Raw genomic sequence first — 22,015 nt, forward strand, 5'->3', positions numbered from 1 at the left:
CTTCATCGGACGCTCACCTCGGTCCCCCTCAGCGCCGGTGCCCCCAGCAGTGTCGTCCAACCCGGCACGTTCTCCGGCAACGTGCCCGTGCCCTCCCCGTAGATCACCGCCAGGGTGTCCTGCTCGAGCGTCGAGCCGGTGTACCGGGCCGGTGTGTTCGCCGCGACCCCGACCGCCGGTTGGCCGGTCGCGGCGCTCGGCATCGGTGCGTACTGCGGCGCCGCCGGTGACGGCACGTAGGACGGACCGGGATTGCGCGACGGCACCTGGTACGCGCCGTCGTTGTACGAGCCGCCGGGGTACTGCGGGAACTTGTCACCGGGAGCCGCCGGTGTGTAGCACTTGGCTCCGCGGTTGTCGAAGAGCCTCGGCTCGTCCTGGTTCGGCAGGTACCGGCCCTTCGGGTTGACGAACACCGTCGCGGCCCGGGCACCGGGATGGTCCTGCAGGCTGCCGTCGGGATTGAGACCGAGGATCGCGCTCGCGTTGTTCACGATCGGCACGAACTGCGCGAACGTGCACCCGAACGTCGGCGACGCGGCGGCCAGCACCTGGAGGGTCTCCCGGGAGTCGGCCGCGATGGAGATCAACGCGTCGCGGTTGCTCTGCAGGAAGTCCGCGGTGCTGCCGCTGGTCGCGGTGACCGTGGACATCAGCGCCCGGATCTGGTTCTGCTGCTGCACCACGGTCGCGCCGGTGGTGCGCAGGTTGTCGAGCGCGTTGACCAGCTCCGGCGCCGCATCGGCGTACGTCTGCGAGAAGTCCGCGAGCCCCTTCAGGCCCTGCTGCAGGTTCGGCAGTTCGGTGTTGACACCGGCGAAGATGGTCTCGAGCCGCTCCAGGCTGACGCCGATCTCGTCGCCGCGACCGGACAGCGCCTGGTTCAGCGCGCCGAGGGTGCTTGCGAGGTCCTGCGGTGGGATCGCCTGCAGCAGCGGCAGCAGCCCGTCGAGGAGCTCCCCGATCTCGACCGCGTTGCCGCTCTTGTCCTGGTACAGGGTGCTGCCCTCGGTGATCGGGGTGGCGGTGTCGCCGGGCGGCACGATCAGCGCCACGTACCGCTCACCGAACAGCGTCTTCGGCAGCAGCTGTGCGGTCGAGTTGGACGGGATCAGTGGTGCCTTGTCCGGGTCGATCGCCAGCACCGAGGTGACCGTGCCCTGCTCGGTCGACGACGAGCGCACCTCACCGACGATCAGACCGCGGACCTTGACGTCGGCGTGCGAGGGCAGCGAGTTGCCGACCGTGTCGGTGACCAGGTTGACCGAGACGACGTTCTTGAACGACTTGGTGTACATCCCGATCGTGAAACCCACGAACAGCGCGAGCACCAGGAAGAACACGAGGCCGAGCACGCGCCGGCGAACAACCGGGCCGCTCATCCCGCCACCCGCACGGTTGTCGTCGTGCCCCAGATCGCGAGACTCAGGAAGAAGTCGAGCACCGCGATCGTGACGATCGCCGTCCGCACCGCCCGGCCGACGGCCACGCCGACGCCGGCGGGTCCACCGGACGCGTTGTAGCCGTAGTAGCAGTGGATCATGATCAGCACGAACGCGAACACGAGTACCTTGCCGAACGACCACAGCACGTCCGCGGGCGGCAGGAACAGGTTGAAGTAGTGGTCGTAGGAACCGCTGGACTGCCCGTTGAACAGGGTGCTGATGATCCGCGAGGCGAAATACGACGCCAGCAGGCCGACGATGTAGAGCGGGATGACCGCGATGAACCCGGCCACCATGCGGGTGGTGACGAGGAACGGCACCGAGGGCACCGCCATCACCTCGAGCGCATCGATCTCCTCCGAGATGCGCATCGCGCCGAGCTGGGCGGTGAAACCACAACCGACCGTCGCCGAGAGGGCCAGCGCCGCGACGATCGGCGCGATCTCGCGGGTGTTGACGTACGCCGACAGGAAGCCGGTGAGCACCGAGCTGCCGAGCTGGTCGAGTGCGGCGTAGCCCTGCAGGCCGACGACGACGCCGGTGAACCCGGACATCATCACGATCACGCCGATGGTGCCGCCGATGACGGCGAGCGCGCCGCTGCCGAACGTGACCTCGGCGAGCAGCCGCAGAACCTCGCGGCCGTAGTGCGTGACCGTGCGCGGGATCCAGCCGATCGCACGCGCGTAGAACGACATCTGGTCGCCGGCGCGGTCGAGCGCGTGCAGCGGGGCACGCCCCGCCCGGCGCACCTGCATGAGGGCGCGGTCCCCGCGTCCCTTGGCGATGGTCATCTCACGCCCCCTTCGCCGGAACGATCTGCAGGTACACCATCGTCAGGATCAGGTTCGCGAAGAACAGCAGCAGGAACGTGATGACGACTGTCTGGTTCACGGCCTCGCCGACGCCCTTCGGACCCGGGTTCGGGTGCAGCCCCTTGTAGGCGGCGACGACACCCGCGATGACACCGAAGATCGCGGCCTTGGCCTCCGCGATGTAGAGGTCGGGCAACTGCGCGAGCGCCGAGAACGACGCGAGGTAGGCACCGGGGGTGCCGCCCTGGAGGATCACGTTGAAGAAGTAACCGCCCGCGATGCCGACGACCGAGACGAGGCCGTTGAGCAGGAGCGCAACGAGCACCATCGCGAGGACGCGCGGGACGACGAGACGCTGGATCGGGTTGATGCCCAGCACCTCCATCGCGTCGATCTCCTCACGAATCGTGCGCGACCCCAGGTCGGCGGTGACCGCCGAGCCCGCCGCACCGGCGATCAGCAGGGCGGTCACGATCGGACTGCCCTGCTGGATCACGGCCAGCACGCTGGCCGCGCCGGTGAACGCCTCCGCCCCGAGCTGCTTGATCAGCGAACCTGTCTGCAGTGACACCACGGCACCGAACGGAATCGCGACGAGCGCGGTCGGCAGGATGGTGACACTCGCGATGAACCAGGCCTGCTCGATGAACTCGCGGAACTGGAACGGCTTGCGGAACAGGTTGCGGACGACATCGACGAACAGCTGGACGATCAGGCCCGCCTGGGTCAGCGCTGCAGAGATCGGGCTCAGCAGCGCACTCTTCGATCCCCCCACCCGCGGCTACCCGTTACCCCAGGAGGACGACTCCGCGCCGGAATCGCTGTATGCCGGAATCACCTGGGTCGCGGCGTCGCCGTCGCCGAGGCTCGCGATGATGCTGTGCTGTGCCTCCGGCGGCAGGGTGTGCAGGATCGACCGCACGCGGGCCTGCCGGCGGGCGACCGCCTGACGCACCGGCATGCCGGGCGTGGCCTGCATCTGCGGGACCACCCCGGAGACCTCCTGCGAGCCGTCGTGGTGACCGGCCTCCTTCATCGCCAGCTCGGCCGCCATCTGCGAGTCGTCCTTCTCCTCGGACATGCCGATCGGGCCGATCTTGCTGCCGTTGAGGAACTGCTTGACGACCGGCTCCTCGCTGGTCAGCAGGACCTCGCGGGGACCGAACATGACCAGGTGCTTGCGGAAGAGCATGCCCAGGTTGTCCGGCACCGTGCGGGCCAGGTTGATGTTGTGCGTCACGATCAGGATCGTCGCGTCGATCTGCGCGTTGATGTCGATCAGCAGCTGGCTGAGGTACGTGGTGCGCACGGGATCGAGGCCCGAGTCGGGCTCGTCGACGAGGATGATCTCGGGGTCGAGCACGAGGGCGCGCGCGAGGCCGGCGCGCTTGCGCATACCACCGGAGATCTCACCGGGCAGCTTGTTCTCGGCGCCGAGCAGACCGTTGAGCTCGAGCTTCTCCATCACGATCTTGCGGATGTCGGACTCGGACTTCTTGGTGTGCTCGCGGAGCGGGAACGCGACGTTGTCGTAGAGGTTCATCGACCCGAACAGGGCGCCGTCCTGGAACAGCACACCGAACATCTGCCGGACCTCGTACAGCTCTTTCGACGAGCACTTCAAGATGTCGGTGCCGTCGATGACGATCTCGCCCTCCTCGGGGCGCAGCAGGCCGATCAGGGACTTGAGGAACACCGACTTGCCGGTGCCGGACGGCCCCAGCAGTGCGCTGACCTCCCCCGCGGGCAGCGTCAACGTCACGTCCTGCCAGATCTTCTGCGAGCCGAAAGACTTGGTCAGTCCCTTGACCGCTACCTCTACTCCCACCACTTACCTCCACGCTGTTCGACAGGTCACCCCCACTGTGGGTTGGGTCACTCTATCGCATCGATGTGGTACCCGTGACTGCCTATGCTACTCATGAGTAAGTATGGATTGCAATCCGGACAGACCGGCCACGAAAAACCCCGCCGACCTGCGACGATGCGCCCGATCATCCTGAACGGGCGTCCACGTCGACGGCGGCCCCGAACGACACGACGAAGGCCCCGGACGACGACAAGAGGGCCGCTCCCCCACGGGGGAACGACCCTCTTGTCGTACGTGACGCCGGAGCGTTACACGAGATGCGTCCTACTTGACGGTGACCGTCGCGCCGGCAGCGACCAGCTTCTCCTTGGCGGCCTCAGCGGCGTCCTTGGCGACCTTCTCCAGGATCGGCTTCGGAGCGCCCTCGACGAGGTCCTTCGCCTCCTTCAGGCCCAGGCCGGAGACGACCTCGCGGACGACCTTGATGACCTGGATCTTCTTGTCGCCGGCACCCTCGAGGATGACGTCGAACTCGTCCTGCTCCTCAGCGGCCTCGGCAGCGGCGGCCGGGGCACCGGCGACGGCAACGGCAACCGGAGCAGCGGCGGTGACCTCGAAGGTCTCCTCGAACGCCTTCACGAACTCCGAGAGCTCGAGCAGGGTGAGCTCCTTGAACTGGTCCAGCAACTCTTCGGTGGTGAGCTTCGCCATGATGGCGTCCTTCCTGTAAGTCCCATGTCGCTGATCCGCGACGAGGTGGGATGGGTGGTGTTACGTGATACGCAAGACCGGATCCGTGCGGACCCGAGCCTCGTGCGGATCAGCTTTCGGCTGCGGAACCTTCCGCGGCCTTCTTCTCCTGCAGCGCGGCGGCCAGGCGGGCCACCTGCGACGCGGGAGCGTTGAACAGGCCCGCGGCCTTTGCCAAGTTGCCCTTCATCGCGCCGGCCATCTTGGCCAGCAAGACCTCGCGGGACTCGAGGTCCGCGATCTTGTTGACCTCGTCCACGGACAGCGCAGCGCCGTCCATGTAGCCGCCCTTGATGACGAGTGCCTTGTTGTCCTTCGCGAAGGTCTTCAGTGCCTTCGCAGCGTCGACCGGCTCGCCCTTGATGAACGCAATGGCGGTCGGTCCGACGAACAGGTCGTCAAGGCCCTCGACGCCCGCCTCTGCGGCGGCACGCTTGACCAGGGTGTTCTTGGCGACGGAGTAGGTGGCGCCTTCTCCGAGCGCGCGACGCAGCTGCGTCAGGCTCGTCACCGACAGACCACGGAACTCCGTGACCACGGCGGCCGTCGAACCCTTGAACTGCTCAGCGATCTCCGCAACCGCGGTGACCTTCTCGGGCTTTGCCATACTTCGCCTCCTCTCGTGACATCGTGTTGGCATGATGCGCCGGACACCACTCGGGTGACCGGCCCGAAGGGGCCGCAACACGAAAAACGCCCCGGTGCAGGGCACACGGGGCGTACACGAGGAGCACTCGATCCAGCTCACGCCGGCCCGGAGGTCTCCCCCAGCCTCGTCCTCCTGCGTGGGCCGCCGGACATGCTCCGGACCTTCAACCGGACCCCGCCGACAGGCGGTGAACTCCGGTGACCAACGGTCTTGGGTAGAACTTGTTGGGGTGAACTCGAAAATGTTCGAACTCTTCCGGCCACGGTACCGGACACAGAGAACGAACACCAAAACGGTCGGCACCCGCAGCGGCCGCAGGTGACGAACGCCACACCATCGCGCCCTTTGTGACGCATGCCGCCGAACGGGGTCCGCTTTGCCTGTTACCGTACGTAACATCTACAACTAGGGTCGTCCCATGACGTCCACACTCGAACCGGTCCGGGCCCCCGACACCGCACGGGCACGCCGATTCGCCGCACTCGCGGTGATCTGCCTGGCCGAACTCCTGGTCGTACTCGACAACACCATCGTCAACGTCGCCCTGCCCTCGATCGGTGTTCAGCTGCGCACCGGAGTCAGCGGGCTGCAGTGGGTCGTCGACGCGTACACGCTCACCTTCGCCGGCTTGCTGTTGGCGTGCGGCAACCTCGGTGACCGATACGGGCGCAGACGACTCCTGCTGATCGGTCTGGCCGGCGTCGGACTGATGTCCGTTGCCGGCGCGAGCGCCGAGACCCTCGGCACCGTCATCGCCGCCCGCGCGGCGATGGGCGTCTTCGCCGCCGCGGTGTTCCCGGCGACCCTCGCGCTGATCATCAACATCTTCACCGACGCGCGCGAACGCGCCCTCGCGATCGCGGCCTGGACCGCGATGGCCGGATTCGCGATCGCGATCGGCCCGATGTCGGGCGGCTGGCTGCTCGAACACTTCTCCTGGCACTCGGTGTTCTGGATCAACGTCCCGATCGCCGCGGCCGCGATCGTCGCCACCCTGGTCCTCGTCCCGGCCTCGAAGTCGACGACCGCGAAGCGACTCGACCCGGCCGGGATCACGCTCTCGATCACCGGAGTGACACTGCTGGTGTGGTCGATCATCGAGGCCCCGCGGCACGGCTGGACGGGCCCGGCCACGCTGGGCGGCATCACGGGAGCCGCCGTCCTGCTCGCCGCGTTCGTCGCCTGGGAGCTGCGCACGCCCGATCCGATCCTCGACATGCGGCTGTTCCGCAACCGCAGGTTCGCGCTGCCGGCGCTCGCGATCGCCGTCGGCTACTTCTCGCTGTTCGGGTTCCTGTTCCTGATCACGCAGTACTTCCAGGGCGTCCGGGAGTACACGCCGCTCGGGTTCGGGATCGCCTCGCTGCCGTTCGCGGCCGCCGTCGCGATCGGCGCCCCGATCGCGACCCTGCTCGCACAGCGGGTCGGCGCGACCGCCGTCATCGTCTCCGGACTGATGCTGTCGGGCCTGGGTCTGTACCTCGGCGGCCTGGTCGACGTGAACAGCAGCTACCTGACCGGGGTGTTGCCCTCGATGGTGTCGACGGCACTCGGCCTGGCCATCGTCCAGGGACCCGCGACCGAGTCGATCATGTCCGCGTTGCCGCCGGACGAAGCGGGCGCCGGGTCCGCGGTCAACGACACCACCCGCGAGATCGGCGGCACGCTCGGGGTCGCGGTGCTCGGATCGGTCGTCGCGTCCTACTACGCCACGACGATTGCGCCGGTCGTCGACCGGATCCCGTCCTCGTTCATGAACGAGGACGAGAAGGGGTTCGCCCGCGCGACAGTGCTCAGCGTCCTCGAGATCCGCGCACGCGCCCTTCCCGCGGTGCTCGAACCGCAGCGCGAGCAGCTGATCACCACGATGAAGACCACGGTGCTGCACGGCTCGCACACCGCGTCACTGGTCGCGGCCGGCGCGGTCGTCGCCTGTGCGCTGCTCGTCGCGATCCTGATGCCGTGGGCCCCGACCGGCGGGGGCTAGGCGCTGCTGGGCTGGCGGGGATCGGATCGACCCGACCGCGATTCCGCACCCTGACATGCGAAAAGGCCGGCCCGGAGCGAACTCCGGGCCGGCCTCGTCTGACGCGCGTGAACTACGCCTCGGCATCCTCGAGGAGGTTGCGGGTACGGTTCGGGTCCACCGGGATGCCCGGTCCGGTGGTGGTCGAAACCGTGACCTTCTTGACGTAGCGGCCCTTGGCCGACGACGGCTTCGCACGCAGGATCTCGTCCAGCGCGGCGCCGTAGTTCTCCACCAGCTTGGCGTCGTCGAACGACGCCTTGCCGATCACGAAGTGCAGGTTGGCCTGCTTGTCGACGCGGAAGTTGATCTTGCCGCCCTTGATGTCCGCAACGGCCTTCGCCACGTCGGTGGTGACGGTGCCCGTCTTCGGGTTCGGCATCAGGCCACGCGGTCCGAGGACGCGGGCGATGCGGCCGACCTTGGCCATCTGGTCCGGGGTGGCGATCGCGGCGTCGAAGTCCAGCCAGCCGCCCTGGATGCGCTCGATCAGGTCCTCGGCACCCACGGCGTCCGCGCCGGCGGCCTCGGCCTCGGCGGCCTTCTCGCCCGCGGCGAACACGATCACACGGGCGGTCTTACCGGTGCCGTGCGGGAGGTTGACGGTGCCACGGACCATCTGATCCGCCTTGCGGGGATCGACGCCCAGGCGGACGGCGACCTCGACGGTCGCGTCCATCTTCGAGGAGGAGGTCTCCTTGGCCAGCTTCGCAGCCTGCAGCGGGCTGTAGAGCGTGCTCTGGTCGACCTTCTCGGCGGCGGCGAGGTATGCCTTGCTGCGCTTTGCCATGTGTTCTGTCCTTACTTCTCACCCTGCGTCGTCGCGCCGGGCGAATGGTTCAGTTGTGGTTGCGGGCCTGGCCGGCCCTCCCACGCGATCTTGGGTTCCGTCGCCTCACGGCGCGGATGCAGCCTGCGCTGCGCTCAGCCCCTCGGAGCCGATGCAGTCTTCGCTGCGCTCAGCCTTCGACGGTGATGCCCATGGAACGGGCGGTGCCGGCGATGATCTTCGCGGCGGCGTCGATGTCGTTGGCGTTGAGGTCTTCCTGCTTGGTCTTCGCGATCTCGCGCACCTGGTCCATGGTCACGGTCGCGACCTTGGTCTTGTGCGGCTCGCCGGAGCCCTTCTGCACACCAGCGGCCTTGAGCAGCAGCTTGGCGGCCGGCGGGGTCTTCAGCTTGAAGTCGAAGGTCCGGTCTTCGTAGACGGAGATCTCGACCGGGATCACGTTGCCGCGCTGGGACTCAGTCGCCGCGTTGTAAGCCTTGCAGAACTCCATGATGTTCACGCCGTGCTGACCGAGCGCGGGACCCACCGGCGGGGCAGGGTTCGCCTGACCGGCCTGGATCTGAAGCTTGATCAGCCCTGCGAGCTTCTTCTTCTTGGGGGGCATCTTCGTTCCTATTTCTTGCTGGGTGTGTTTCTTGCCCTACTGCAGTGCAAGTGTGTGGGCCGTTCCAACCGGGAACCGCGTCAGATCTTGGAGACCTGGTTGAACGACAACTCGACCGGCGTCTCGCGGCCGAAGATCGAGACCAGCACCTTGAGCTTCTGCTGCTCGGCATTGACCTCGCTGATGCTGGCCGGAAGGGTCGCGAACGGGCCGTCCATGACGGTGACCGACTCGCCGACCTCGAAGTCCACCTCGATCAGCGGCTTGGCGGCGGTTTCGGCAGCAACCTCGCCGGCGGCCGCGGTGGCCGCGGCGGCGGCAGGCTTCTTCGCGCCCTGCTGCGGCATCAGGAACTTGACGACCTCGTTGATGGTCAGCGGGGACGGCCGCGAGGTGGCGCCGACGAAGCCGGTGACACCGGGGGTGTTGCGCACCGCGCCCCAGGACTCGTCGTTGAGCTCCATGCGAACCAGGATGTAACCCGGCAGCACCTTGCGGTTGACCTGCTTGCGCTGGCCGTTCTTGATCTCGGTGACCTCTTCGGTCGGGACCTCGACCTGGAAGATGTAGTCACCGACGTCGAGGTTCTGCACGCGGGTCTCGAGGTTCGCCTTCACCTTGTTCTCGTACCCGGCGTACGAGTGGATGACGTACCAGTCGCCCGGGGCGCGCCGCAGCGCGGCCTTCATCTCGGCGACGGGGTCGACCGGCTCCTCGTCGGCGACGGCCTCGGCATCTGCGCCCTCGGCCTCTGTGCCCTCCGACTCGGGGGCCTCGAACTCGTCGGTCGCGGCGGTCTCGTCGGCGACCACGCCGTCAGCGGACTCCGCACCGACCGCGTCATCGGCTACGGGCTCTCCGGCCACGGCCTCTACTGCGTCGTTATCGGGGGTGCTCACTGGCGCACTCGCTTCCTCTCATTGCATTGTCGGTGTCCGGACCACATGTCCGTACGGATCAGCCGAACAACCAGCTGACGCCCTTGATGAACGCCAGGTCCAAACCGCTGACGAACGCCACCATGAACGCCACGAAGACCACGACGACGGTGGTGTAGGTGATCATCTGCTTGCGATTCGGCCAGATCACCTTGCGCAGCTCGGCGACGACCTCACGAAGGAACCGACGCAGGCGCTTGAAGAAGTTCTCCTTGCGCGGCTTGTCGGACTTGGTCTTCGACGAGCCCGTCGACTTGGCGGCGGACTCCGCCGGGGCGCCTGCGCCGGCGGCGACAGTGGTCGCGGCCGGGACGTCCGCGGCCGATGCGGCGGCGCGGGAACGGCGGCCCGGACGCTTGCCAGTCGGACGAGAGGACTGCGAGGCGGTCGCGTCGCTGTCGTCGGTGCCCAAGGACCCTGCCGAGTTCTCGGCCTTTCCGCGATCCTCGCTCACCGTCGTTCCTCTCCGTTGCTGACATCCGGGGCAGGGGCGACAGGACTTGAACCTGCAACCTGCGGTTTTGGAGACCGCTGCTCTGCCAGTTGAGCTACGCCCCTTTGGTCGACCGCCACGTTCGCGAACTCACGAACCGGTCGACCAACTCTGCGACCACACAACACGCGCGCCACCCCGAACGGCACCACTTGCACCGTAGGGCAGCGCGCAGCGCTGAACGATCCCAGAAATCTCAGTGTACTGCACGGTGGTCTTACAAACCGAATCGGCCGAAATCAGCCGAGTCGGACGGTTGCGGTGGCTCGACCGAAAATCTTCTTGCCGTCCACCTTGGCCACGATGGCGATCACCGCTGCGCGGGCCTCATCGTCGACCGAGCGTACCTTACCGGTCAGCTCGATCTCGACACCCTTGTCATCGTTCGGAACGTAGACAGGGCTGGTGAAGCGGACGTTGTACTCGAGCACCGCGCCCGGGTCCCCGAGCCAGGACGTGATGTACCCGGCTCCGACACCCATCGTCAGCATGCCGTGCGCGACCGCCGTTGGCAAACCCACTGATCGCGCGACCGCGTCGTCCCAGTGGATCGGGTTCGGGTCGCCGGCGACGCCCGCGTACTGGACGAGGTCGGAACGCGTCAGCGGGACCACCTTCAGCGGCAGCTCCTGCCCGGCGACGACGTCCTCGAACTTGCGCAGCGCCATCACTCGCCCTCCTCGACGTGCCGGCCCATCAGCGTGGTGTAGGTGGTCAGCACCGGTTCACCGTCCTGGTCGGTGATGTCGTTGCGGGTCACGATGATGTCGCTGCCACCCATCACGCGGAACGAATCCACGAAGACGTCGCAGTACAGCCGGTCACCGACCTTCATCGGACGATGGAAGACCAGCCGCTGGTCCGTGTGCAGGATGTTGCTCAGGTCCATCTCGATGCCGAGGGCCTCGAAGAACTCCTCCTGCGCCAGGAACCCGAACACCGAGATGAAGGTGAGGGGAGCCACCAGGCCGTCGTATCCGAGCTCGTTCGCGGCCGCCTCGCTCCGGAACACGGGGTCGTCGTTCTTGACCGCACGCGCGTACTCGCGCACCTTCTCGCGGCCGACCTCGTAATAGTCGCTGAACCTGTGATGCAGGCCAACGAGATCAGCGTTCAGTTTCACCGAAGGGGAACCCTATCTGCGCTGGACGCAGCAATGGGCCGGTCACGGGTCTTCCCGTATCCGGCCCCCACGTCGACATGAAAAAATCGCGTGCCCCGCACTCTGCGGGGCACGCGATTGATGCTACTTGGATTCGCGGTGAGCCTGATGCGTTCCGCAGTTCGGGCAGAACTTCTTCAGCTCGAGCCGGTCAGGATCGTTGCGCCGGTTCTTCTTGGTGATGTAGTTCCGGTGCTTGCATACCTCGCAGGCCAAGGTGATCTTGGGTCGAACGTCGGTGGAGGAGGCCACGGGTATGCCTTCTTTCAGGAAACTGACTGGTCACTCTGGTCAGGGTCAACCAGAGCCATTCTTCATGGTCTGTAGCGATGGCCGGACTTGAACCGGCGACACAACGATTATGAGTCGTTTGCTCTACCGACTGAGCTACACCGCCTCGATGCATCGGTGTCAGCTTACGTGACACCCATCCAGCGAGCCCCCTAACGGAATCGAACCGTTGACCTTTTCCTTACCATGGAAACGCTCTGCCGACTGAGCTAAGGGGGCATGCTCCGCTGCACGGTAGGCCGTGCGTTGAAGCCTCCAAGAGGTTACACAGTCCGTGTCCGGAGTTCCAAACCGCCTGGTCAGGAGCCTTCTTCGAACTGTCCAACCACCAGGTCCCAGCGAGCTCGCACTCGCCGGGACCCAGGTGTGGCAGGTGTAGGATTCGAACCTACGTAGGCGTAAGCCGACGGATTTACAGTCCGCTCCCATTGGCCGCTCGGGCAACCTGCCTGGTGTCATCCAGGAAATCTCGGTTGACCCTCGCGGGCCGGCCGGTTCTCCCTGGCGCGATGAGAAGAATACAACCACCGGGGCGGGTAAATGCAAACCGTGTGGTTATCGTGGGGTTCTCGACCCCCGAGTACCGGGCGGCGACCGACGAAGTAGGGAGAAAGACGTGGCGGATTCGTCCTTCGACGTGGTGAGCAAGGTGGACCGACAGGAAGTGGACAACGCCCTGCACCAGGCGGAGAAGGAGTTGAACACGCGCTTCGACTTCCGCAACACCGGAGCGAGCATCGAGTGGTCCGGCGAGGAGACGATCACGCTGACCGCCGACACCGAGGAGCGCCTGAAGGCGGCGTTGGACGTGTTCAAGGAGAAGCTGATCCGCCGGGACATCTCCCTCAAGGCGTTCGACGCCGGCGACCCCGCGCAGTCCGGCAAGGTCTACAAGCTCAGCGGCTCGCTGGTGCAGGGGATCTCGACCGAGAACGCGAAGAAGATCTCGAAGAAGATCCGCGACGAGGGGCCGAAGGGCGTCAAGGCCCAGATCCAGGGCGAGGAGCTGCGCGTGAGCAGCAAGAAGCGCGACGACCTGCAGGCCGTCATCGCGCTGCTCAAGGGCGAGGACTTCGGCATCGCCCTGCAGTTCGTCAACTACCGATAGCAGCGCTCCCGACGGCGCCGGGCCGCCCCCACGGGCCGCCCGGCGCCGTCGCGTCGCGGTCAGTTCGCGACGGTCGGCAGCACCAGCTGCCGGGCGGGATCGCCCGCCGGGATGCTCACCTGGTGCGGCACGAGTCCCCCGCGGAAGTTCGAGTCGCTCCCCGCGACGGCCACCCGCACGCGGTGGCCCGTGTCGAAGCGGTGCACGATCGCAGGCAGCGTCACCCGCACCGGCCTGCCGGGCTCGACGATCCGCACGGGCGCGACCTGGCCGTTCACGAGCGTTGCGGCGCCGTCCGGTGCGACGTCGTAGAGCTTGACGAACAGCACCGGGGCGTCGGCGGGCCCGGTGACCGGCGCGGACGTCGACACCTCGAGGTCCAGCGTCGGGGCGCCCACCACGTCCAGCGGCTCCGCCTGCGGATCGGCCGTCCACTGGGCGATTCCGCCGGCCGGCTGCTGCTCCGGGCGCGGGCCGGGTGGGACCGACAGGTTCGACGGTGTGGCGCCGTCGACCAGCCCGGCGGGTGGTGTGCGCAGGGACTGCGTGCCCGGACGGATCGTGGCCGGGTCGGTGGTCAGACGCCCGCCGTCGGACAGGTGCAGCGCGAACGCGGTGCCGACATCGGGACCCGCGGCATTCGCGAACGCTCGACCCGGATCCGAGGGATCTGCCGCCCAGCCCCGCTCGTACGCGAACGCGGGCGCGACGTCCACCGACGCACCGCGGAGGTGGCGATCGAACCAGTCGAGGTACCTGCGGGTGGGGTACTGCGTGTCCGGGTCGGGCCGCCGTGCGAACCCCGTGCGCAGACCCTCCGAGGAGTGCCCGAGCCGTTGCCAGATCATCGCGACCTCGGTCCCCTGCCCCCGCAGCGCGTCGAACGTCGCCCGCGCCTCGTTGAGGTTGAACAGGGTGTCTTCCTCGCCCTGGATCAGCAACACCGGTACGTGGATCCGGTCCACGTAGGAGACCACGGAGGCCGAGCGCAGGAAGCGCACCGCCGCCGGGTCCCCGAAGCCCCGCGCCATCGCGGTGACCAGCACCTTGCATGTCTGGTCGGCGAAGTTGGGGCAGCCGACCAGCTTCGTCGGGTCGCCCCGGTAGCCGTCCACGCCCGGCGCGGTGACGCCGGCCGCGCTGAAGAGCAGCCCCCAGGACGACTTGGTGGCACCGGGCACCGCGCTGCTGACCCCGGCGCCCGCGGTTGCGCTGTTCGGCGCCAGCGAATAGCTCAGGTCGTTCCACGTGATCATCGGCACGATCGTGTCGATCCGGGGGTCCACCGAGGCGGCCGCGAACTGGACGGCGCCGCCGTACGAGCCGCCGATCATGCCGACCCGAGGATCGTTCGGCAGCGCCCTGCCGTCGTGCGCGATCTCGTCCCGTACCACGAGGTCGAGGCCGGGCACCGGCTGCGTGTGCGCGGCATCGCGGTAGGCGATCCCGTCCGCGCCGCCGAGGAAGCTCACCAGGTCCTGCGCGGCCCGGCCGTCCGGGTCGGGGCTGTCGAGCGTGACCTTGCAGCCCGACCCTCCGAACCCGAGGCCCGAGTACGCGAGCACCACGTAGCCCCGGCCGGCGAGGAACTCGGCGGTCGGGCGCTGGGCGTCCTTGGTCTGGCCGAACCCGTGAGTGGTGAGGATCGCGGGCGCCGGGCGGTCCGCCGACGAGCCGGTCGGGGTGTAGAGATCCCCCTCGACGTCGCAGTGCCGGCCGCCGTCGGGCCCGACGGTGGTGTCGAAGTGCAAGGTCTGCACGCTGAACCCGGCCGTTTCCGCGTGTGCAACCGGCGCAGGCAGCGTCGCCGCGAGTGCGGCGGCCGTGACCGCGATGGACAACCTCGTCGCCCGCCCCATGTGACCCCCGTCCGAGCACGTTGACTGGTCAGTCAACCTACCCCGCCGGGAGGGGTCAGTCGGGCAACCGACGCCCGGCGAGGTGCTCGAGCCTGGCGATCCGGTCGGCCATCGGCGGATGGGTGGAGAAGATCTGGCCGACCTTGTCGCCGGTCCGGAACGGATTCGCGATCATCATGTGGGACTGCGCGGCGATCTTCGGCTCCGGCGGAAGCGGTGCGGCCTGCGTGCCGCGCTCGAGCTTGCGCAACGCCGACGCCAACGCGAGCGGATCGCCGGTCAGCTCCGCGCCGGACTGGTCGGCCTGGTACTCCCGCGACCGCGACACGGCCAGCTTGACCACCGTCGCCGCGATCGGCCCGAGCAGCGACACCAGCAGCAGCGCGAACGGGTTGGGCCGATCGTCACCGCGACCCCCGAACATCCCGGCGAACATCGCCATGTTCGCGAGACCGGAGATGACCGACGCCATCGCGCCCGCCACCGACGAGATCAGGATGTCGCGGTTGTAGACGTGCGAGAGTTCGTGCCCGAGCACCGCCCGCAGTTCGCGTTCGTCGAGGATCTGCAGGATTCCGCTGGTGCAGCACACCGCGGCGTGGCGCGGATTGCGTCCGGTCGCGAACGCGTTCGGCGCGGCGGTCGGGCTGATGTACAGCCGCGGCATCGGCTGGTGCGCGGTGGTCGCGAGTTCCCGCACGATGCGGTAGATCACCGGGGCCTCGACCTCGGTGACCGGTTGGGCGTGCATCGCCCGCAACGCCAGCTTGTCGCTGTTGAAGTAGGCGTAGGCGTTCATGCCGACGGCCAGCATCACCGAGAACAGCAGGATCGTCGGGTTCCGGAACAGCGAGCCGATGAAGACGATCAGAGCCGACATGCCCACCAGCAACGCGAAGGTCTTCAACCCGTTCGAATAGCGGTGCACGGTCGACTCTCCTCCCACGGTCCTCATCAGGTGAACGACGGATCGCCCGACTCGGTTCCCGACGCTACTGTCAGCCGACCCGTTCCACCGTGTAATCGACGAGCCGGCGCAACGCCTCGTTCGCGGGCCCCTGCGGCAGCTCCGCGAGCTGGGCCCGCGCCGAGTCCGCGAACTCCCCGAGCTTGGCCTTCGCCGCCACCATGCCCTCCGACCGTTCCAGCAGCACCAGGGCCTCGGCGACCTCGTCGTCGTCGGTGACCGGGCCGGCGAGCAGCTCCCGCAGCCGGTCCGCGTCCGCGCCCTCGTCGCGCAACGCGTACAGCACCGGCAGCGTGTGCACGCCCTCGCGCAGGTCGGTGCCCGGGGTCTTGCCGGACTGCGCGGACACCGACGAGATGTCGATGATGTCGTCGGAGATCTGGAACGCGGTGCCGACCGCGTCGCCGAGCCGCTCGAGCCGCACGACGTCCTCGGCCGAGGCCCCGGAGAACGTGCCGCCGAACCGCCCGCAGGCGGCGATCAGCGACCCCGTCTTCTCCCACACCACCTTCAGGTAGTGCTCGATCGGGTCCTGGTCGCTCTTCGCGCCGATCGTCTCGCGCATCTGCCCGGTCACCAGCGCCGCGAAGGTCTCCGCGATGATGCGCACCGCGTCGGGGCCGAGTGTCGAGACGAGCCGGGACGCGTGCGCGAACAGGTAGTCGCCGGCGAGGATCGCGATGCTGTTGCCCCAGCGCGCGTTGGCGCTGGGCGCACCGCGCCGCATCGACGCCTCGTCCATCACGTCGTCGTGGTACAGCGTCGCCAGGTGCACCAGCTCCACCACGGTGGCGGCGGTGATCACCGCGGGGTCGGTGCCGCGCGGCCCCAGCTGTGCGGTCAGGACCGTGAACAGCGGACGGAACCGCTTGCCGCCGGCCTTGGCGAGGTGCAGGGCCGCCTCGGTGAGGAAGTCCTCGCCGTCGGACAGTTCACCGACCAGCAGCGACTCCACGTCGGCCAGTCCCGTCCGCACCACCTCGGCCAGTGCCTGGTCGCCCAGATCCACACCGGCGACGACGGTGCTCGTCACTTCGCTCGTGCTCACGATCTCAGTACCCATCCTGTTCTTCGGCACACCCGCCAAACCGGCCCCGCAGCCACCAACCGGAGGCCGCTGTGGTTGTCACGGTAGTGAACGCATCGCCCGGATGGCTGACCGGGCTGTCACCTGGCATGTCGTCCGGACCTGACAAGATACAGCCGTGGTGCCTCCGTCTGCCGATTCCGCGCCGGTCTTCGCCGAGACGACGCGGTCGGCTCCCCCGCCCCCCGAGCCCGCGACGGCTCCCGAGAACGCCGCCCCGGCGACGGCACCCGAGCACGCCGAGGTCCTCGTGGTCGGGGCGGGCCCGGCCGGGGCGGCCGCGGCGGCCTGGGCGGCCCGCGCGGGCCGCGACGTCCTGCTCGCCGATGCGGCGACGTTCCCCCGCGACAAGACCTGCGGTGACGGCCTGACACCGCGCGCGGTCGCGGAACTGAACCATCTCGGTCTCGCCGACTGGCTCGCCGACCGCCCCGTCAATCGCGGGCTGCGGCTGACCGGATTCGGGCGGGAGCTGCTCATGCCCTGGCCGAACGGGTCGTTCCCGTCGACGGGCAGCGCGGTGCCCCGCACCGAACTCGACGACCGGATCCGCCAGGTCGCGGTCGACGCCGGTGCGGCGATGCTGCAGGGCGCCAAGGCCGTCGGACTGGACCGCGACGGGGACGGCGTCCGTTCGGTGACGTTCGCGACCGCGGCCGGTCCGCGGACCGTGCGCTGCCGCTACCTGGTCGTCGCGGACGGAGTGCGGTCCACCCTCGGCAAGCAGCTCGGCCGGCAATGGCATCGGGACACCGCGTACGGGGTCGCCGCCCGGGCGTACGTCGACTCCGGCCGCGGCGACGACGAGTGGATCACCTCGCATCTCGAACTGCGCGACCACGCCGGGACCGTCCAGTCGGGGTACGGCTGGGTGTTCCCGCTCGGCGAAGGCCGGGTCAACCTCGGGGTCGGGACACTGGCGACCGCCGCCCGCCCGGCTCCCGGCGCGCTGCGGCCGCTGATCCAGCTGTACGCGAGCCACCGGCGCGACGACTGGCAACTGGACGGCCCGATCCGATCGGTCGCGTCCGCCTTGCTGCCGATGGGCGGGGCGGTGTCCGGGGTCGCGGGCCGCAACTGGGCGCTGATCGGCGACGCCGCCGCCTGCGTGAACCCGCTCAACGGGGAGGGCATCGACTACGGCCTCGAAACGGGCCGGATGGTCGCGGACGCGCTCGGCGCCGGTGACCTGACCGACCTGTGGCCGTCGATGCTGCGGGCCCGCTACGGGCGTGCGTTCTCGGTCGCGCGCCGGCTGGCCGGCCTGCTGACCGTGCCCCGGGTGCTGCCGATCGGCGGCCCGGTCGCGATGCGCTCGCGCGCGCTGATGACGGTCGCGGTGCGGGTGATGGGCAACCTGGTCACCGACGCCGACACCGATCTGATCGCCCGGGCGTGGCGAGCCTCCGGGCGGGCGTCACTGCGCCTGGACGCCCGGCCGCCGTTCAGCTGAGGACGAAGGCCGGGAACCGGCCGACCAGCGGCTCCCGCAGGAAGACCACGCGGGCGCGGGCGCAGTCGTGGCCGGATGCGGATCCCTCGATGGCCGCGTAGATCCACGGCCCCTCGTCGAGTTCGACGATCGCGATCGTCATCGGTTCGAGCTCCCCGGCCGAGCGTCGGGCACTCGCCGACGCCGTCGCCGGGTCGAGGTGCGTCCACGACACCACCCGGCCGCGTCCGGTCGACGGAACCCACTCGAGGTCGCCGTCACAGGTCGGGCAGACCCAGGTGTCGGGCGCGAACAGCGTCGTGCAGCGCATGCACGAACGAAGCATGAACGCCTCCGTCTCGAACGGCCTGGCGACCGCGTCCACACTCATGCCGGCACCGCCTCGCGCGACCGGGCGAAGATGCGGCTCATCGCCTCGCCGAATCGGGCCGGGTCGTCGATCGGCCAGCAGTGGTTGCCCGACACCATCACGACGTGGGGGTCGCCGAGAGCGGCCCGCATCGACTCGAAGCTCTCGACCGGGATGACGGTGTCCGATGTTCCCCACAGCAGGGTTACCGGCAGTCCACGCTCGGCCAGCTCGGCGAGCTGGGGCCGCAGATCGACCGTGCGGGCGAGGTGACCGGACCGCCAGACGGCCATCGGGTCGCGCAGCATGTTCGACAGCGCGGTGCCTGCGACCGCACCGACCACCTGGCCGACCGAGCGCGAACCGAGAGCGTCGGCCTGCAGGCGCAGCATCCAGTCCCACAGCGGCCGCTCGTGGATCGGGCGAGCCACCCCGGACTGTGACCACTGGGCTCCGCCGACGGCGTTGATCAGCACCACTTCCTCGACGTGGTCGGGCAGGTCGTGCGCGGCGCGGGCGGCGACACCGCCGCCGAACGAGTGCCCGACCACCGTGACCGGGCCGCGGATGCCGACCTCGTCGATGAAGCGGCCCACCCAGCGTGCGTACCCGTCGAGGTCGCGCTCCCCGTCGGGCAGGGCGCGCGTGCCGGCGAATCCGGGCATGGCCGGCGCGTACACCCGGGCCCCGCGCTGTGCCAACTCCCGCACCGCGCCCTGGTAGGTGGCAGGCGCGACGCCCCAGCCGTGCAGGAACACCACGGGCCGGCCGTGGCCGCCGACCAGGTATTCGACCGCGGACCGGTCGACGTCGACCCGCCGCCGGCGGAGGTCGGCGGTGGGCCGGAGCACGGCGGCTCGCGGGGTGGGGATTGCGGGGTCGAACTGTGCAGACTCGTACATCGGGACCTCGACTTCGCGACGCCGTCACCGGCACCGCCTCGACACGGCAGATTGAGACCTGCATCACGGTGCCCGGTGCGAGGCGCGAACACGACGGTCGAATGACCCGTACAGGTACCTGTTTTTCGTCGTACAGGTACCTGGTTTCAGGGGAACACGCAGGTCAGGAGTCGCCCGTGCGATCCGGGTCGGCGACGGCGGACTGTGCCTGCTGCTCGACCACCCACGCCGCGATCTGAGCCCGGGAGTTGAACCCGAGCTTGGCCAGCACGTGTTCGACGTGCCCCTGCGCGGTGCGCTGCGAGATCACCAGCTTCGCCGCGATCGCCTTGTTGGTCAGTCCCTGCGCGACCAGCTCGGCGACCTGCCGTTCCCGCCGGGTCAGGGTGACCGCCTCGGTCGGTGGCGGCGCGGAGACCTGCTGCTCGCCCAGAGCGTAGGCGAGCACGTCGTCGCAGGCCATCCCCAGGCCCTGCCGCAGCGCGGCATCGAACACCGAGTCCGCGAGAGCATCCCGCGTCCGCTTCTCGGCCTCCTCGTGATGGACCAGCACGTTCGGGACCAGCACGATCGGACTGCCGACGGCCTGCGATCGGGCCTGCGCGGCGCCCATCAGCACCGCAGCGCGACGGTGGCGACCGTCGGCGGCGGCGATCCAGGCCAGCACCTCGATGCAGGAACTGCAGCCGATCGGATCGTCGACGATCCGGCCCAGGCGCAGTCCCTGCTCGAGCAGGGACGTGGCACTGGCCGGGTCGTCGGACCAGCGACCGAGCGCCAACGCCAGCAACGAGTACCCGCGGATCGCGCACTCGCCGTGCGCCTCGGTGATCTCGAGCACTTCCTCGTGATACGAGATCGCGCGGTCCTCGTCTCCGCAGACCCCGGCGGCGACGGCCATCCCGACCAGCGCGAACGTCAGCCGCAACACGTCACCGGAGGCGCGGAACCGGGCGATCGCGTCCTCGAACCTCGGGATCGACTCGGTCAGCCGGCCCGCGAACAGCGCCTCGGACGCGGCGGCGAGGGTCATGAACAGGTCGGCTTCGGGGTCGTCGAGCGCGTCGGCCAGCACCCGGCCCTGCGCCACCAGAGCCGCGGACCGGGACAGGTCGCCCTGGGTGCCGGCGAGGACGCTGTCGACGTACAGCGCCTTGATCCGGTCCCTGCTGGGGGTCGCGGGGCCGCGGTCCAGCACCCGATCGAGCCAGTGACGGCCCTCGCTGGGCATGCCCCGGCACAACCAGAAGGGGTACAGGGCGGCGCCGATCCGCAGTCCGGCGTCGACCTCGCCGGGCTCGGTCACACTGAACGACAGCGCCTCGCGCAGGTTGGCCTGTTCGCGTTCGAGCCTGCGGATCCAGTCGACCTGGCGCGGGCTGATCCACTCGGCTTCGGCCGCCGACGCCAACGACTCGTACCAGTCCCGGTGCCGCCGCTGCAGTGCGGTGAACTCCCCCGCCTCGCGCAGCTTCTCGCGGCCGTACTCCCGCAACGTCTCGAGCATCCGGTAGCGGACACCGGTGCCGGCCTCCTCGCGGATCAGGATCGACTTGTCGACCAGCGACGCGAGCCCGTCGAGCAGTTGGAGCGACGTCGATTCGCCGCCGCACACTCCTTCGACGGCGTCGAGTTCGAAGCTGCTCGCGAACACCGACAGCTGTCGCCACAGCACCTGCTCGGTGGCGGTGCACAGTTCGTGGCTCCAGTCGATGCTCATGCGCAGGGACTGCTGGCGGGTCGGTGCACCGCGGGTGCCCTTCGTCAGCAACTGGTACCGGTCGGTGAGGCGTTCGAGGATCTGCCCGGTGGACATCGCCCGCAGGCGGACCGCCGCCAGTTCGATCGGCAGCGGCAGCCCGTCGAGCTGGTGGCAGATCTCGACGATGGCGCCGTGGTTCTCCTCGGTCAGCTCGAATCCCGGGACCGCGGCCGCGGCCCGTTCGACGAACAGGGTGATCGCCTCGTAGCGAGGCAGACCCGGCAGCGGTTGCGGCCGCTGGGAGTCGGGCACGGTCAGCGACGGGACCCGCAGCACCGCCTCGCCCCCGATCGCGAGGGGTTCCCGACTGGTCGCCAGGATCCGCAGGTCGGGACAGGCGCGCAGCAGCGTCTCGGCGAGGTCGGCGACGGCGTCGACCAGGTGCTCGCAGTTGTCGAGCACGAGGAGCAGGCTCATCGGCGCCAGGTGGTCGGTCAGCAGTGTCAACGCGGAATGCCCCGGCTGCTCACGCAGGCCGAGCGCGGTGGCGACCGTGTCGGCGACGAGGTCGGGGTCGCCGAGTTCGCCGAGTTCGACGAGCCAGACACCGTCCGCGAACGAACGCCGCGAATCCTCGGCGGTGCGCAGCGCGAGGCGCGTCTTGCCGACACCACCGATCCCGGTGAGCGTGACCAGGCGCGACTGCGACAACAGCCGCTTGGTCTCGGTGAGTTCACGCCGACGACCGACGAACGTCGTCAGTTCTTGAGGCAGCTTCCCCTGGGCCCCGCGACCGGCGGACTGCTTCATCGTGG

Annotated in this window: 22 protein-coding genes and 4 tRNA genes; 3 read left to right on the forward strand and 23 right to left on the reverse strand. The window is 68.8% G+C overall.

Annotated elements, in window-relative coordinates; genetic code table 11:
* Positions 1–2 precede the first annotated feature (2 nt).
* From ABD951_RS21365 to rplJ, 6 genes are all read right to left on the reverse strand, one after another.
* The gene (locus tag ABD951_RS21365) at positions 3–1,382 is read right to left on the reverse strand and encodes an MCE family protein (RefSeq protein WP_345349850.1); all 1,380 of its coding nucleotides are present in this window, start codon (positions 1,380–1,382) and stop codon (positions 3–5) included.
* Positions 1,379–2,239, reverse strand: a complete 861-nt coding sequence (locus ABD951_RS21370; protein ID WP_345349853.1) for an MlaE family ABC transporter permease — start codon at positions 2,237–2,239, stop codon at positions 1,379–1,381. Before ABD951_RS21370 ends, ABD951_RS21365 begins: the two co-directional genes overlap by 4 nt.
* A 1-nt stretch (position 2,240) precedes the next feature.
* On the reverse strand, positions 2,241–3,035 hold the full coding sequence (locus ABD951_RS21375; RefSeq protein WP_345349856.1) for an MlaE family ABC transporter permease: 795 nt from the start codon (positions 3,033–3,035) through the stop codon (positions 2,241–2,243).
* A 6-nt stretch (positions 3,036–3,041) separates the two neighbouring features.
* The gene (locus ABD951_RS21380; RefSeq protein ID WP_345349859.1) at positions 3,042–4,091 is read right to left on the reverse strand and encodes an ABC transporter ATP-binding protein; all 1,050 of its coding nucleotides are present in this window, start codon (positions 4,089–4,091) and stop codon (positions 3,042–3,044) included.
* 303 nt (positions 4,092–4,394) lie between these two features.
* Entirely contained in the window at positions 4,395–4,781 is a 387-nt protein-coding gene (gene rplL, locus ABD951_RS21385; RefSeq protein WP_345349862.1) for a 50S ribosomal protein L7/L12, read from the reverse strand.
* Positions 4,782–4,890: 109 nt separating this feature from the next.
* A complete protein-coding gene (rplJ, locus tag ABD951_RS21390) occupies positions 4,891–5,427 on the reverse strand; it encodes a 50S ribosomal protein L10 (protein ID WP_345349865.1) in 537 nt (178 codons plus the stop codon).
* Positions 5,428–5,887: 460 nt separating this feature from the next.
* Here rplJ and ABD951_RS21395 point away from each other — a divergent pair, with 460 nt between their 5' ends.
* Positions 5,888–7,456, forward strand: a complete 1,569-nt coding sequence (locus tag ABD951_RS21395; protein ID WP_345349868.1) for an MFS transporter — start codon at positions 5,888–5,890, stop codon at positions 7,454–7,456.
* A gap of 112 nt (positions 7,457–7,568) precedes the next feature.
* On the opposite strand, the gene rplA is transcribed toward ABD951_RS21395, so the two are convergent.
* The 11 genes from rplA to ABD951_RS21450 all read right to left on the reverse strand — a co-directional run bounded on the left by rplA (position 7,569) and on the right by ABD951_RS21450 (position 12,223).
* Positions 7,569–8,285, reverse strand: coding sequence for a 50S ribosomal protein L1 (gene rplA / locus ABD951_RS21400; protein WP_345349871.1), 717 nt, complete (start codon positions 8,283–8,285; stop codon positions 7,569–7,571).
* A gap of 169 nt (positions 8,286–8,454) precedes the next feature.
* Entirely contained in the window at positions 8,455–8,889 is a 435-nt protein-coding gene (rplK, locus tag ABD951_RS21405) for a 50S ribosomal protein L11 (RefSeq protein WP_031937663.1), read from the reverse strand.
* An 80-nt stretch (positions 8,890–8,969) separates the two neighbouring features.
* Entirely contained in the window at positions 8,970–9,788 is an 819-nt protein-coding gene (gene nusG, locus ABD951_RS21410; RefSeq protein WP_345349878.1) for a transcription termination/antitermination protein NusG, read from the reverse strand.
* Positions 9,789–9,846: 58 nt separating this feature from the next.
* On the reverse strand, positions 9,847–10,281 hold the full coding sequence (gene secE, locus ABD951_RS21415) for a preprotein translocase subunit SecE (protein WP_345349881.1): 435 nt from the start codon (positions 10,279–10,281) through the stop codon (positions 9,847–9,849).
* A gap of 31 nt (positions 10,282–10,312) precedes the next feature.
* Positions 10,313–10,385 (reverse strand) — tRNA-Trp (locus tag ABD951_RS21420).
* A 174-nt stretch (positions 10,386–10,559) separates the two neighbouring features.
* Complete coding sequence (gene hadB / locus ABD951_RS21425; RefSeq protein ID WP_345349884.1) at positions 10,560–10,988, reverse strand: (3R)-hydroxyacyl-ACP dehydratase subunit HadB; 429 nt, start codon at positions 10,986–10,988, stop codon at positions 10,560–10,562.
* Entirely contained in the window at positions 10,988–11,443 is a 456-nt protein-coding gene (hadA, locus tag ABD951_RS21430; protein ID WP_345349887.1) for a (3R)-hydroxyacyl-ACP dehydratase subunit HadA, read from the reverse strand. The genes hadB and hadA overlap by 1 nt, the downstream gene beginning before the upstream one ends.
* A gap of 123 nt (positions 11,444–11,566) precedes the next feature.
* A complete protein-coding gene (rpmG, locus tag ABD951_RS21435; RefSeq protein ID WP_031937658.1) occupies positions 11,567–11,734 on the reverse strand; it encodes a 50S ribosomal protein L33 in 168 nt (55 codons plus the stop codon).
* A 72-nt stretch (positions 11,735–11,806) separates the two neighbouring features.
* Positions 11,807–11,879, reverse strand: a tRNA-Met gene (locus tag ABD951_RS21440).
* A 40-nt stretch (positions 11,880–11,919) separates the two neighbouring features.
* Positions 11,920–11,992: transfer RNA gene (locus ABD951_RS21445), tRNA-Thr, on the reverse strand.
* Between the two features lie 148 nt (positions 11,993–12,140).
* Positions 12,141–12,223, reverse strand: a tRNA-Tyr gene (locus ABD951_RS21450).
* Positions 12,224–12,389: 166 nt separating this feature from the next.
* Between ABD951_RS21450 and ABD951_RS21455 the strand changes: the two genes are divergently transcribed.
* Complete coding sequence (locus ABD951_RS21455; RefSeq protein WP_345349892.1) at positions 12,390–12,881, forward strand: YajQ family cyclic di-GMP-binding protein; 492 nt, start codon at positions 12,390–12,392, stop codon at positions 12,879–12,881.
* 59 nt (positions 12,882–12,940) lie between these two features.
* On the opposite strand, the gene ABD951_RS21460 is transcribed toward ABD951_RS21455, so the two are convergent.
* From ABD951_RS21460 to ABD951_RS21470, 3 genes are read right to left on the reverse strand one after another with little or no spacing between them, the layout of a single operon-like run.
* On the reverse strand, positions 12,941–14,740 hold the full coding sequence (locus ABD951_RS21460) for a CocE/NonD family hydrolase (RefSeq protein ID WP_345349895.1): 1,800 nt from the start codon (positions 14,738–14,740) through the stop codon (positions 12,941–12,943).
* Positions 14,741–14,795: 55 nt separating this feature from the next.
* The gene (htpX, locus tag ABD951_RS21465; protein ID WP_345349898.1) at positions 14,796–15,695 is read right to left on the reverse strand and encodes a zinc metalloprotease HtpX; all 900 of its coding nucleotides are present in this window, start codon (positions 15,693–15,695) and stop codon (positions 14,796–14,798) included.
* A gap of 43 nt (positions 15,696–15,738) precedes the next feature.
* The gene (locus ABD951_RS21470; RefSeq protein WP_345349901.1) at positions 15,739–16,770 is read right to left on the reverse strand and encodes a polyprenyl synthetase family protein; all 1,032 of its coding nucleotides are present in this window, start codon (positions 16,768–16,770) and stop codon (positions 15,739–15,741) included.
* Positions 16,771–17,044: 274 nt separating this feature from the next.
* Here ABD951_RS21470 and ABD951_RS21475 point away from each other — a divergent pair, with 274 nt between their 5' ends.
* Positions 17,045–18,247: a geranylgeranyl reductase family protein gene (locus tag ABD951_RS21475; RefSeq protein WP_345350689.1), complete on the forward strand. Its 1,203-nt coding sequence runs from the start codon at positions 17,045–17,047 to the stop codon at positions 18,245–18,247.
* Here ABD951_RS21475 and ABD951_RS21480 read toward each other — a convergent pair.
* The 3 genes from ABD951_RS21480 to ABD951_RS21490 all read right to left on the reverse strand — a co-directional run bounded on the left by ABD951_RS21480 (position 18,240) and on the right by ABD951_RS21490 (position 22,010).
* Positions 18,240–18,617: a Zn-ribbon domain-containing OB-fold protein gene (locus ABD951_RS21480; RefSeq protein ID WP_345349904.1), complete on the reverse strand. Its 378-nt coding sequence runs from the start codon at positions 18,615–18,617 to the stop codon at positions 18,240–18,242. The genes ABD951_RS21475 and ABD951_RS21480 overlap by 8 nt on opposite strands.
* Complete coding sequence (locus tag ABD951_RS21485; protein ID WP_345349907.1) at positions 18,614–19,498, reverse strand: alpha/beta fold hydrolase; 885 nt, start codon at positions 19,496–19,498, stop codon at positions 18,614–18,616. The genes ABD951_RS21480 and ABD951_RS21485 overlap by 4 nt, the downstream gene beginning before the upstream one ends.
* A 163-nt stretch (positions 19,499–19,661) precedes the next feature.
* Positions 19,662–22,010, reverse strand: coding sequence for an ATP-binding protein (locus tag ABD951_RS21490; RefSeq protein WP_345349910.1), 2,349 nt, complete (start codon positions 22,008–22,010; stop codon positions 19,662–19,664).
* Positions 22,011–22,015 lie beyond the last annotated feature (5 nt).

Origin of the sequence: Rhodococcus olei (assembly GCF_039540555.1) — a bacterium.
In the GTDB taxonomy this organism is placed as follows: Bacteria; Actinomycetota; Actinomycetes; order Mycobacteriales; family Mycobacteriaceae; genus Rhodococcus_G; species Rhodococcus_G olei.